The 12330-nt window shown below is 70.9% G+C and carries 11 protein-coding genes; 2 read left to right on the plus strand and 9 right to left on the minus strand.

The genetic code is table 11. The features are described from left to right. Positions 1–195 precede the first annotated feature (195 nt). The 9 genes from icd to sdhC form a co-directional block, all read right to left on the minus strand. On the minus strand, positions 196–1452 hold the full coding sequence (icd, locus tag LJE69_RS15155) for an NADP-dependent isocitrate dehydrogenase (RefSeq protein ID WP_296926578.1): 1257 nt from the start codon (positions 1450–1452) through the stop codon (positions 196–198). A gap of 581 nt (positions 1453–2033) precedes the next feature. Beyond that, positions 2034–2777 carry a tRNA threonylcarbamoyladenosine dehydratase gene (locus LJE69_RS15160; protein WP_296926580.1) on the minus strand — a complete coding sequence of 248 codons (744 nt, stop codon included), beginning with the start codon at positions 2775–2777 and terminating at the stop codon, positions 2034–2036. Beyond that, on the minus strand, positions 2774–3559 hold the full coding sequence (locus LJE69_RS15165) for a TatD family hydrolase (protein WP_296926582.1): 786 nt from the start codon (positions 3557–3559) through the stop codon (positions 2774–2776). Before LJE69_RS15165 ends, LJE69_RS15160 begins: the two co-directional genes overlap by 4 nt. 14 nt (positions 3560–3573) lie before the next feature. Beyond that, positions 3574–5040 (minus strand): metallophosphoesterase, encoded by a 1467-nt coding sequence (locus LJE69_RS15170; protein ID WP_296926584.1) that lies wholly within the window; start codon positions 5038–5040, stop codon positions 3574–3576. 206 nt (positions 5041–5246) lie between these two features. After that, the gene (locus LJE69_RS15175; RefSeq protein ID WP_296926586.1) at positions 5247–5549 is read right to left on the minus strand and encodes a succinate dehydrogenase assembly factor 2; all 303 of its coding nucleotides are present in this window, start codon (positions 5547–5549) and stop codon (positions 5247–5249) included. Between the two features lie 22 nt (positions 5550–5571). After that, positions 5572–6264, minus strand: a complete 693-nt coding sequence (locus tag LJE69_RS15180; protein WP_296926588.1) for a succinate dehydrogenase iron-sulfur subunit — start codon at positions 6262–6264, stop codon at positions 5572–5574. 68 nt (positions 6265–6332) lie between these two features. After that, positions 6333–8096, minus strand: coding sequence for a succinate dehydrogenase flavoprotein subunit (gene sdhA / locus LJE69_RS15185; RefSeq protein ID WP_296926590.1), 1764 nt, complete (start codon positions 8094–8096; stop codon positions 6333–6335). Between the two features lie 21 nt (positions 8097–8117). After that, positions 8118–8462 carry a succinate dehydrogenase, hydrophobic membrane anchor protein gene (gene sdhD, locus LJE69_RS15190; RefSeq protein WP_296926592.1) on the minus strand — a complete coding sequence of 115 codons (345 nt, stop codon included), beginning with the start codon at positions 8460–8462 and terminating at the stop codon, positions 8118–8120. Continuing rightward, positions 8459–8836, minus strand: coding sequence for a succinate dehydrogenase, cytochrome b556 subunit (gene sdhC / locus LJE69_RS15195; RefSeq protein ID WP_296926595.1), 378 nt, complete (start codon positions 8834–8836; stop codon positions 8459–8461). Before sdhC ends, sdhD begins: the two co-directional genes overlap by 4 nt. Positions 8837–9291: 455 nt before the next feature. Here sdhC and LJE69_RS15200 point away from each other — a divergent pair, with 455 nt between their 5' ends. Further along, the gene (locus LJE69_RS15200; RefSeq protein WP_296926597.1) at positions 9292–9708 is read left to right on the plus strand and encodes a PIN domain-containing protein; all 417 of its coding nucleotides are present in this window, start codon (positions 9292–9294) and stop codon (positions 9706–9708) included. Between the two features lie 181 nt (positions 9709–9889). Next, positions 9890–12330, plus strand: a 2441-nt coding sequence (locus tag LJE69_RS15205; protein WP_296926600.1) for a toll/interleukin-1 receptor domain-containing protein, incomplete at its 3' end; no start/stop codon positions are given.

Consider the following 12330-nt stretch of genomic DNA (forward strand, 5'->3'; position numbering starts at 1 on the left):
CCTGCTGATCACTGACACCTGACGCCGGCCGGGCTGCCGGCGCCCGACATGTTATCGGGCCGAACCCCGCGTGCGGGGGCCGGCCCTTTCTTTTGTCTGCCGTCCCCGTGGGAGCGCCGTCCCCGGCGCGATGGGGCTTCCGCCGCGGCAAATCGCGGCGCGGACGCCCCTCCCACGGAGTGACGAGCAGCCACGTTACATCTTGGCAACCACCGCCTGCCCGAACTCGGAGCAGCTCAGCTTGGTGGCTCCGTCCATCAGGCGCTCCAGGTCGTACGTGACGGTCTTGGCGGAGATCGCGCCCTCGATGCCCTTGGTCACCAGGTCCGCCGCCTCGGTCCAGCCCAGGTGCCGGAGCAGCATCTCGCCGGAGAGCAGCAGCGAGCTCGGATTCACCTGGTCTTTGCCGGCATACTTGGGCGCGGTGCCGTGGGTAGCCTCGAACATGGCCACGGTGTCGGACAGGTTGGCACCCGGCGCCATGCCGATGCCGCCCACCTGCGCCGCCAGCGCGTCGGAGATGTAGTCGCCGTTCAGGTTCAGCGTGGCAATGACGTCGTATTCACGCGGCCGCAGCAGGATCTGTTGCAGGAAGGCGTCCGCGATCACGTCCTTGACGGTGATTTCGGTGCCGGTCTTCGGGTTCTTGAAGCTGCACCAGGGGCCGCTGCCGATGTCCTCGGCGCCGAATTCCTCTTTCGCCAACTCGTAGCCCCACTCCTTGAAGGCGCCCTCGGTGAATTTCATGATGTTGCCCTTGTGCACCAGGGTCACCGTGGGCCGGTCGTTGTCGATGGCGTACTGGACGGCCTTGCGCACCAGGCGCTTGGTGCCCTCGCTGGAGACGGGCTTGATGCCGATGCCGGAGGTCTCGGGGAAGCGGATCTTGGTGACGCCCATCTCGTTGCGCAGGAAGTCGATGAGCTTCTGCGCCTCCGGCGTGCCGCTCTGCCATTCGATGCCGGCGTAGATGTCCTCCGAGTTCTCGCGGAAAATCACCATATCGGTGTCTTCCGGGCGCTTCAGCGGACTCGGCGTGCCGGCGAAGTAGCGCACGGGCCGCAGGCAGACGTACAGGTCGAGCTGTTGGCGCAGGGTCACGTTCAATGAGCGGATGCCGCCGCCCACGGGCGTGGTGAGCGGCCCCTTGATGGAGACGACGAACTCTTTGACGGCATCCAGGGTCTCGTCCGGCAGCCAGACGTCCTCGCCATAGACCCGGGTGGACTTCTCGCCGGCGTAGATCTCCATCCAGGCAATGCTGCGCTCGCCGCCATAGGCCCGGGCGACCGCGGCGTCCACAACGTCTTTCATGACCGGGGTGATATCGACGCCTATGCCGTCGCCCTCGATGTACGGGATGATCGGCCGATTCGGCACAATCAGGCTGTTGTCGTCGGCGACGCCGATCTTGTCGCCGTCGCTGGGGATCTGGATGTGTTGGTAGGCCATGCTGCAGGTCCTATGCGGGGGCGCCACGCCGAGTGGCGCGCGGGTGATGGAAGCCGGGAAGGCGGGCGAAAAGCGAAGACGACAATGTTACCACCCTGCCCCGATCCGGCCGCTGCCGTTGCGACCGCCCACGGCCCGCGCCGGCACACAGCAGGGGCCTCCCCGTGGGAGCGCCGTCCCCGGCGCGATCGGCATCGGCACGCAGCATCGCGGCGCGGACGCCGCTCCCACACAGCAGCAGCCTCCTCGTGGGAGCGCCGTCCCCGGCGCGATTGGCGGCGGCACGGCACACCGCGGCACGGACCCCGCTCCCATACATGCAAGCGACCAATGACCCGGCTGATCCTGTTCAATTGATCGCCAGCCACGACCGTTGCGTATCCGCACCGCGCCTATGGCCGCGATCGGTCGGTGCCGGCGGGCGGCCAGACCGACTTTTCGGCCCGAGTGCAACAGTGCGCGAGACCCGAGACCGTCTCGGGTCGCGGTCGTGGTCGTGGTCGTCCCGGTGTCGATCCGTGTCGCCCTCCAGGGCGACACGCGACAGCACTAGCACTGGTCCAAGCCCGGTCCCGGAATCTTCACCTCGCTGCAGCATTCCCCGCCAGCAGCCGCCGCACCACCACACCGGCCAGCGTCAGCCCGAACAGCGCCGGCATGTAGCTGATGGTGCCGTTGACGGCGCGATCGCGCCCGCGGCCGGTGGGCTCGGGCGGCAGCGGCGGCAGCGATGGCTCGTCGGACCAGACCGCCAGCACGCCGCGCTCATGGCCGGCGCGGCGCAGGAGCCGGCGAACTTCCCGGGCCAGACGGCACTCGCGGGTGTCCATCAGGTCCGACACCCGGATGCGGGTCGGGTCGAGCCGGCCGCCGGCGCCCATGCTCGCCGCCACCGGCACGCCGGCGTCCAGCGCCGCCGCCAGCAGCGCCACCTTGCTGCCGAGGCTGTCGATGGCATCGGCGACGTGGTCGTAGCCGCCCTCGCCCACCAGCGCCGGCATGTCGCCCGGCGCCAGGAAGTCGGTGTGGATCTGCACGGCGCAGCGCGGGTTGATGTCGGCGATGCGCGCGGTGATGACGTCGGCCTTGCGCGCGCCGAGAGTGCTGCCGAGGGCGCAGAGCTGGCGATTGAGGTTGGACGGCGCCACCACGTCGAAGTCCGCGATGGTGAGCCGACCGACGCCGGAGCGCGCCAGCGCCTCCGCGGTGAAGGAGCCGACGCCGCCGAGGCCGGCCAGCAGCACGTGGGATTCCGCCAGCCGCGCGCAGCCCTCAGCGCCGATCAGGATCGCCGTGCGCTCCCAGATGGGGTTGTCGGCGTTCACGGCGTCGCGGCTGCGGGCAGGCCGAGCACGGCGCACGCGTTGGCGGTGGTGGCCGCCGCCAACGCGGCCGGATCGGCGCCGCGGACCTCCGCTAGCGCGGCCAGCACCTCGGGCAGGTATTCGGGGCTGTTGCGCTGGTAGCGATGCGAAGCGACGGTCAGGTCCGGCGCATCGGTCTCCAGCACGATGGCGTCCAACGGCAGCGTCGCCGCCAGCCGGCGCAGCTTCGACGAGCGCTCGAACGTGAGCATGCCGCCGAAGCCGAGCTTGAAGCCAAGATCCATGTACTGGCGCGCCTGCTCCAGGCTGCCGTTGAAAGCGTGCGCGATGCCGCCCTGCACGCCCGCCTCCCGCAGCAGCCGGAGCATGTCGTCGTGGGCCTTGCGCACGTGCAGCAGCACGGGGAGCCCCGCCACGGCGGCGACGGCGAGTTGCGCGGCGCAGAGCGCGAGCTGGCGCTCCCGATCCTGCGGTGCTTTGGCCTCCCGAAAATCGAGCCCGATTTCGCCGACGGCCAGCGGCCGCTGCCGGGCAATGGCCTCCGCCAGTGCCGCGACATCGGGATCAGCATGGCGGTCCATATAGAGCGGATGCAGCCCCAGCGCCGGATGCAGCCCGGCATCACCCGCGCACAGGTCCAAGAGCTTCGGCCAGCCGGCACGGTCGATGGCCGGCACCACGATGTCGCCCACGCCACCCGAGCGCGCCGCCGCGAGCACACGCTCGCGGTCCGCGTCGAACTCGGCGACGTCCAAGTGGCAGTGGGTGTCGATCAGGTGCACGGCTGAGCGGCCGGTCAGTTGCCAGCGGGCTCGCAGACGCCTGTCGGCCCCGTCCGGGCGGAGCCGCAGCGGGCGAGTGGATTGCCCGCGGGGTTCAGCAGCCGGCCGGACCATCCGCGGCCGTGCAACGCGATATCCAGATACCCGAACCGGCTCAGGCCGAAGCCGACGGCAGTGGCCTCGCCAATGTCCACGGCGAAGGGCTCTTCCGGATAGTTCGCGTCCAGATCGACGCCACCGTTGCCGACGATCAGCTGACTCGGCAGCTCGCCCAGCGGTTCAAAGGCGATGGCCTGAAACCGATGCATGTGCCCGGACAGGACCAAGCGCACGGGCTTCGGCAAGGGCTCGCGGGCGTAGGCCGTCTGCAGCGTCTTGTCGATGACCAGATACTTGCCCGATGCGTCGAGGTCGCTCTGCGGGGTATCGTCCTCGGGCTTGTTCACGCCCCACAGGGGCCGATGGGTCAGGAGCCAGATGGCCTGCTCCGCCGACGCTGCCCGCACCAGCGAGCGCACCCGCGCGAATTGGGCGTCGAAGTGACCCTGGTGCAGGTCGCCCTGGTCGCAGGCATTGGCGGAATCCAGCACCACCACCGCCAGCTCGCCGAGGTCGATGCGGTAGGGCCGGCGGAAGACCAGCGGCTCGGCCGCCTCCGCCGGCGGGCAGGCGAGCTGACCGCCGCTGCCCGGCACCAGGTCGGAGCCGGGGTCGAGCAGGTAGAAGTAACCGGGCCCCGCGCGGCTGCAGAGCTCGTGATTGCCGCGGGCGAAGATCCACGGGGCGCTCAGCAGCAGACGCCGTGCGGGCATGAAGAAATCCTGCTGCCAGGGGGGCCAGGCGTCCGGGCTGCGGCTGCCGACGCTGTTCTGGCCGTAGTAGGGACCGGACAGCTTGCAGGTGGCGCCCGGGGCGTTGTCGCCGGCATCGTAGACCTGGACCTTGCGCGCGGGCTCGCCGGGCCGCTTGATCTCGATCTCGCCTGGCGTGCCGCGGTAGTTGTAGTCGCCGACGTGCACGACCAGGTCCGGGACCAGGGCCGAGGTGGGCTCGGCGGCGCTGTCGGCCAGCTCGGCGAAGGGCCAAGCGCTCGCATTGCAGCCATCCTGGTACGCCGGCTCGCAGCCGGTGTCGCCGAGCACGACGAGCCGCGATACCTCAGCCGGCACCGCGGGCAGGCGCACGGAGCTGCCGGCCACGCGCAGGCGTGAGCCGTGGGTCGGATACACGGCCTCGCAAACAGTCACACCGAAGTGGCGCGGGTCCGGGTTGCGGCGCGCCGTCATGGGCCGTGCCTGGCCACCGCCGGTGGGCTCCAGCGCCGGGCAGTCCGCGCCGGCCTGCTCGATGACGACCCGGGCCAGCGCGAATTGCTCGCCGGCGTCGGTTTGCCCCAAGGTGACGAAGGCCGCGGCCGGCGCTTCCACCGCCTGCAACGCCGGCGACAGAGCGGCCGCCAGCAGGGCCAGAACCGTAAACACGCATCTTACTGCACGCATCGGAGCCACCTGCTGAACTGCGTTGACGACTCGGCCTTGATCACAATCCGGGCCAGGGACCTACTCCCGTGGGAGCTGCGTCCTCGCCGCGACTGGGTGCCCGTCGCGCCGGGGACGGCGCTCCCACGCGGGCGCGCGGCGTTGTGATCGTTGCCGTGGCATCGAAGCGGGTGGGCAGCGATGCCGGTTCAGTCGCCCGCGTCCGCCGGCCGCAGCATCGCCGCCCGCACCTGCCCCACCAGCCGGCGCAGCGCCGCGTCCGCCGGCACCGCCCGGCCCATGAGCCAGTCGTGAATGATCTGGTCCTGGTAGCCTAGCAGGCGCACGAAGTCTGCGCGTGCGGGCGCATCCAACTGCCCGAAGCCCGCGTCCAGAAAGCGGTTCAGCAGCAGGTCCAGTTCCAGCATGCCGCGGCGGCACTGCCAGCGCAGCCGCGACAACTCGGCATCACCCGAGTCTGCCCGCGCCGCGGTGTCGATGGGCCGACTCACCGGTATTCCCGAGCGCTGCGGATCAAATGGATTTCTCCAGCATCAGGTCCTTGATATGGCCAATGGCCTTCGTCGGGTTCAGGCCCTTCGGGCAGACCTCGACGCAGTTCATGATGGTGTGGCAGCGGAACAGCTTGTAGGGCCCCTCCAGCGCGTCCAGGCGCTCGTCGGTGGCCTGATCGCGGCTGTCGGCGAGGAACCGCCAGGCCTGTAGCAACGCCGCGGGGCCGTGGAACTTGTCCGGGTTCCACCAGAACGACGGGCAGGCGGTGGAGCAGCAGGCGCAGAGGATGCACTCGTAGAGCCCGTCCAGCTTGTCGCGGTCGGCCGGCGACTGGCGGATCTCCTGCTCCGGCAGCGGCTCCTTGCGGATCAGATACGGCTGCACGTTGCGGTACTGCTCGTAGAACTGGCTCATGTCCACCACCAGGTCCCGGATCACCGGCCGGCCCGGCAGCGGGCGCACCTGAATGGGCCGCTTGAGGTCCGCAACGGCCGTGATGCAGGCGAGCTTATTGCTGCCATTGACGTTCATGGCATCGGAGCCGCACACGCCCTCGCCGCAGGAGTGCCGGAACGCGAAGCTCTCGTCCTGCGCCTTGATGGCCAGGAGCGCCTCGCGCAGCATCATGCCCGGCTGCTCCTCGACCTCATAAGTCTGCATGCGGGGCTTGGCGTCCTGTTCGGGGTGGTATCGATAGACCTGAATTTGCATGAGAAGTACGGAGTACGTAACGACAACGAGATTTCCCAGCCTTCCGCGGTATTCGCTTGTCCGGGGGATCAGTAAACCCGCGCCTTCGGCGGAAAGCTCTCCACCGTCAGCGGCTTGGTGCGCACGGGCTTGTAGTCCATGCGGTCGCCGTCGCGCGAGTACAGGCTGTGCTTCATCCACTGCTCGTCGTCGCGGTCGGGGTGGTCCACGCGGGAGTGGGCGCCGCGGCTCTCCTGGCGGTGCAGCGCGGACATGAGCGTCGCCATGCCCACGTCCACCAGGTTGTCGAGTTCCAGGGCCTCGATACGGGCGGTGTTGAACGTCTTGCTGTGATCGCGCAGGCGCACGTGCTCGACGCGCTCGCGCAGGGCTTTCAGCTTCTCGACGCCGGCGGACATGTGGGCATCGTCGCGGAAGACGCCGCAGTGGTCCTCCATCAGCTTGCGCAGGGCCGCCTTCACTTCGGCCACGGACTCGCCGTCGCCTTCGCGCTCCCAGCGGGCGAGCCGGCCAGCGGCGGGCGCGATGTCTGCTTCCCGCATGGGCCGGTGGTTCGGATTCTCGCGCACGTAGTCCAGGATGTCCGTGCCCGCGGCGCGGCCGAACACCAGGATGTCCAGCAGCGAGTTGCCGCCGAGCCGGTTGGCGCCGTGCACGGACACGCAGGCGCACTCACCGGCGGCGTAGAGCCCGGGGACGACCTCTTCCGGCCCGTGCCGCGCCGGCGTCACCACCCGCGCGAAGCGGTCCGTCGGGATGCCGCCCATCGCATAGTGCGCGGTCGGGAACACCGGGATCGGCTGCTCGGCGGGATCGATGCCGAGGAACACCCGGCAGATGTCGGTGATGCCCGGCAGCCGGTGGTGCACCACCTCGGCGCCCAGGTGGTCGAGCTTGAGCATCACGTGGTCCTTGTGCGGCCCGCAACCACGGCCCTCGCGGATCTCGGTGACCATGGAGCGGGCGACCACGTCGCGGCTCGCCAGGTCCAACGCCCGCGGTGCATAGCGCTCCATGAAGCGCTCGCCGTCGCAGTTGATCAGATAACCGCCCTCGCCGCGCGCGCCCTCGGTGATGAGCATGCCCTTGCCGGCGACGCCCGTCGGGTGGAACTGGTAGAACTCCATGTCCATCAGGGGCACGCCGGCGCGCAGCGCCATGGCCATGCCGTCGCCGGTGTTGATGAAGGCGTTGGTGGTGGTGCGGAACACCTGCCCGTAGCCGCCGGTGGCCAGCAGCGTCGCCTTGGCCTCGATCACCAGGGGCTGGCCGGTCTCGATCTCCAGCACCAGGGCGCCGATGGCGACGCCCTCCTCGTCGCGGATGAGGTCGATGGCGAAGAACTCGTCGAAGAAGTGGGTGCGCGCGCGGACGTTCTGCTGGTAGAGGGTGTGCAGGATGGCGTGGCCGGTGCGGTCCGCCGCGGCGCAGGTGCGCACCGCCTGCTCGCCGCCGAAGTTCTGGCTCTGCCCGCCGAAGGCGCGCTGGTAGATCTTGCCGTCGTCGAGGCGCGAGAAGGGCACGCCGGCGTGCTCCAGCTCGTAGACGGTCGGGATCGCCTCCCGGCACATGTACTCGATGGCGTCCTGGTCGCCCAAGTAGTCCGAGCCCTTGACGGTGTCGAACATGTGCCAGTGCCAGTCGTCCGGCAGCACGTTCGCGAGCGCCGCGTTGACCCCGCCCTGGGCGGCCACGGTGTGCGAGCGGGTGGGAAACACCTTGGACACCACCGCCACGCGCAGGTCCGCGCTGGCGAGCCTGAGCGCCGCGTTCAGCCCGGCGCCGCCGGCACCGATGATGAGTGCGTCGAATTTGCGATGTGGAATTGACATGCCGCTGACCTTCCGTCTGCCTTATTGGAATGCGCGCGCGGCAATCACTGCCTGCGCCGCCCACAGCCCGGAGGCCAGGAACACGAAGCCCACGAGCGTCATCGCCGTGGCCCTGAGCGCGATGGGCTTCATGTAGTCCATAAAGACATCGCGGATGCCGACCCAGGCGTGCGCCAGCAGGATCGGAATGAACAGCAACAGCCCGAGCGCCACCCACGGACTCGCCGCCCATGCCACCAGTTCGGCGTGGCTCGCCGGCGGCGCCAGCGCGAAATGCAGCGCCAGGTACACACCGAACAGCCCGAGATAAACGGCCGTCACCCGCTGCAGAAACCAGGCCTTGAGCCCCGATGCGCGCCGGCTCACAGCAGCATCCCCCCGGCGACGAACAGCGTCACCACCAGCGCCGCCGTCAGTGCGGTCCAGGCGCTGCGCCGCGCCGTCGGCCGGTCCACGCCCAGCCCGAGATCAATGAGCAGGTAACGCACCCCGGCCAGCAAGTGATGCAGCAGCGCCCAGGCCAGCACCAGCAGCGCGAGCCGCACCAGCGGGCTCGACAGGAAGGCCGCCGAGGCCGCAAAGCCCGCGGGGCTTGCCAGCGCCTGCGCCAGCAGCCAGGCAAACACCGGGACGGATAGCACCATCAGCACCCCGCTGACGCGGTGCAGAATCGACACGACGCCGCCCACCGGCAGGTGGATGCGCCAGAGCTCCAGGAACACGGGACGGTTGGTTGTCATTGCTTCCTCGGCGGCACGGCGATCGATAACCCGCTCGCCGTGGGTGGTAAGACCGCGCGTCCGGCGGTTCGTTGTCTGTTCCGCGGCCGCGTAGACCGGGCAGTTTATCCGGTCTCAGCCTATCGGGAATCGCCACGCGCAATCCCCGAATCTGACCGCGAGACTTTTTGTGCAGTGCAGCAGGGTATCGGCGGTCCGTCGCCGCCGCAAGCGGCAGAGACCAATAGTCAGCATCTCCGCGGCCGATAACGTCCCATGCGCAGCTCCGGTCTCGACAGCCGCCGACGAAGCGGTGCCGCAACGCCCGGCCCGCGGCGTCTGGACGCCGGTGTTGCGCTTGCACCAGCCTCGCGCACTGACTAGCTCTGGACGGATGCGGAGGCGCCGAGTGACGTTAATCCAAACGACTTCGGATCGGACAGCCGAGCCGGGGCAACCACCGGCCCCGCCGACGGATGATCATCGCGGACACCGGTTTCTGGGTCGCGCTGCTGTTTCGGCGCGACACGCATCACGCCCCCGCTGCCGAAGCCTACGCGCGGTTCAAGGGGCAGCTGGTCACCACTTGGCCGATCCTGACCGAGACGTCCCACCTGCTGGCCCGGCGGGTCAGTCCCGATGCCGCACCTGCCTTGCTGGAGGGCGCCGGGCGCGCCTACCGGATCTGGGAGCTGCCGGCGGATGCAGCGGCGCGGGCGTCCCTGCTGATGCGCCGCTATGCCGCACTCCCCATGGACCTGGCGGATGCCTCGGCGGTGCTGCTCGCGGAGCACCTGGGTGACGGCCGAATCCTGAGCACCGACCGGCGCGACGTCGAGACCTACCGCTGGAAGCATCGCTTGCCCTTCCGGAATCTCTTGTTGCCGGGCTGATCGAGCCTAACCAGGCGCCCCTCTGGGGCCGCCGAGCCCTGGGACCGCCGAGTTGCACTCGGCCCGCCGCCGGCGCGGCTCGATGCCGCGCCGGCGGCGTTGCGGCCTCCAGGGACCGTTGCGGGGCGCCGCGGGCGCGCGCTATGCTCGACCCGCCCCCAGCAGCGCGATGGATGCGCCCATGACCGACGCCGGCTACCCCTTCCAGCTCTTCCTGAGCTACGCCCGCAAGGACAATCAGCCGCCGCCTGAGGCGGCGGGCGCCGAGGGCTGGGTGACAGCCTTCGAGCGCACACTGCGCGAGCGCCACGGCCGCTGGTCCAGCCGAGCGCTCAACATCTTCTTCGACCAGCAGTCCATCGACGACTGCAGCGACTGGCGCCGCAGGCTGTCCGAGGGTCTGCGCCAGTCCCGGCTGTTGCTGGCCTTCCTGTCGCCCAACTACATCTGCTCCGCGAACTGCCTCTGGGAGTGGGAGGAGTACCTCAAGCGCGAGCACACCAGCGCCCGCGGCGACGACGGCATCCTGCCGGTGTTCTTCGTCAAGCCGCGGGATCTGACCATCGGCGACGAGGAGGCCATCGCCGACTGGCTCGCGCGTATGGAGCGCTGCTACCCCTGGTTCCGCGTCCCGCCGGCCCTGCTCGCCGGCGACGCCGAGCGCATGGCCCGCGCCTTCGCCCGCGACCTGCACCGCCGCCAGCGCGGCCTGTCCCTGGAGCTGGCGGACTGGTACCGCGCGGGTCCAGGGGTGCTGCGCGAGTTGGACGCCGCCGCCCGCAGCGCCGAGGTCACCGCCCGCGCCAGGGCCGAGGCCGGGGCCAAGCGCGGCGGCCTGCTCGGCTGGCTTCGGGGCCGCGCACCCGCCACCACCGCCCCGCCGACCCCGGACCCGCAACAGCTCGCCGCGCGCATGGACGCCATCGGCCGCCACATCGCCCGGCGCCTGAACCGCATCCGGCTCGCGGACCTCGCGCCCACCAACGTCGCCCGCGGCCACGAGCACTTCGTCGGCCGCCACGCCGAGCTGACCGCCTTGCACGACACCCTCATCGGCGGCGGCGAGGACGCCAGTCCCCGCGGCGGCGGCTGCGGCCTCATCGCCGCCGCCCACAGCCCCGGCGGGCTCGGCAAGACCGCGCTCGCCCGCCAATACGCCCACGCCTACGCGGAGTACTACGCCGCCGGCGGCACCTGGGAGGTCCCCTGCGAGGGCGCCCGGGAGCTGGGCGAGGCCCTGCTGCGGCTGGTGGAGCGCGGCGGCGCCTTCGCGTCCATGGGCGCGGAAGTCGGCATCCCGCTGGCGCTGACGGACGCGCAGAAGCAGGACTTCAGCGCCGTCATGGGCGCCGTCATGGACTACCTGCGCCGGGTCACCGAGCGCCGCGCGCCGCTGCTGCGCGAGCGCCTGGCGCTGCCCGCCGACTGCCCGGCGGCGGACGCCGCGAAGCTGCTGCCCCCCGCCGGGCAGCCGCGGGCGCTGCTGATCCTGGACAACGTCACCGACCCCGCGCTGCTCGGCGCGAGCCAGCTCGGCGACCTGCCCAACGCCGACTGGCTGGAGGTCATCGTCACCACCCGCCTTGACCCGGCCGACTTCGGCGCCGGCGCCCGCTGGCACCACGCCATCGAGGTCCCGCCGCTGCCGCCGGGCGACGCGCTGGACCTGCTGCGAGACTTCCAGCCGGAGCGCCGCTTCGCCGCCGACCCCGCCGCGGAGGCCGCCGAGACCGAGGCCGCCCGCCACATCGTCGCCGCCCTGGGCGGCTACACCCTGGCCGTGGAGCTGGTGGGCGCGCACCTCGGCACCCACGCCGGCGCGCTGACGCCGCGGGGCTTCGTCGAGCGCTTCCGCGCCGAGGGGCTCATGGACATCGTCGACCCGCTCGCGGACGAGGACCGCGTCGCCGCGCAGATCCGCCACCAGCAGCGCCAGGTGGGCACCGTGCTGGACTGGTCCCTGGCCCGGCTCTCCGCGACCGCGCGCACCGCGCTCGGCTTCGCCGCCCTGCTACAGCCGGACCGCGTACCGCTGCCGTGGCTGCAATGGCTGACACGCAATCGCCACCCGGACGCCCTCACCGAGCGCCCCGGCCACCCGGACCCGTGGGTGTCCGTCTGGCAGTCGCTCACCGGGCTGCGGCTGCTCAAGCCCGCCGGCGAAAGCGCTCCGGAGCGCCGCGGCCCGGCGCCGCCGCCGACCCTCGCCGCCATCCACCGTCTCGTCGCCGCCCACGCCGCCGCGACCGACCCGGAGCCGGCGCGTACCTGGGCAGAGCTGGACAATTTCCTCGACGCTCTGACCACCGCATTCGAGCAGCAGGTGGGCCAGGGCGACGACGACTGGCTCCGTGCCCAGCACCCCTGGCTGCTGGAGCACCTGGCCCACCTGATCGCGCCGGCGGGCGACGCCCGCCCCGCCCACCCACCCACCCCGACCCTGCTCCGCTCCGCCGGCGTCGCCGCGAGCTACGAGGCGCAGCACGGCGCCTTCGCCCGCGCGCTTCGGCTCACCGAGCAGATCCTTGCAGAGCAGGAGCGCATCCTCGCCGCGACGCCGGCGACGGACCCGGCCCACGCCCAGGCCGCCCGCGATGTCTCCGTGAGCCTGAACAAGCTCGC

The organism is Thiohalocapsa sp. (assembly GCF_022340605.1).
GTDB lineage: Bacteria > Pseudomonadota > Gammaproteobacteria > Chromatiales > Chromatiaceae > Thiohalocapsa.

Coding starts and splice junctions, on each gene's coding strand:
- LJE69_RS15180 (WP_296926588.1), bottom strand. CDS start 6,264: ATGCAAATTCAGGTCTATCGATACCACCCCGAACAGGACGCCAAGCCC.
- icd (WP_296926578.1), bottom strand. CDS start 1,452: ATGGCCTACCAACACATCCAGATCCCCAGCGACGGCGACAAGATCGGC.
- sdhA (WP_296926590.1), bottom strand. CDS start 8,096: ATGTCAATTCCACATCGCAAATTCGACGCACTCATCATCGGTGCCGGC.
- LJE69_RS15200 (WP_296926597.1), top strand. CDS start 9,292: ATGATCATCGCGGACACCGGTTTCTGGGTCGCGCTGCTGTTTCGGCGC.
- sdhC (WP_296926595.1), bottom strand. CDS start 8,836: ATGACAACCAACCGTCCCGTGTTCCTGGAGCTCTGGCGCATCCACCTG.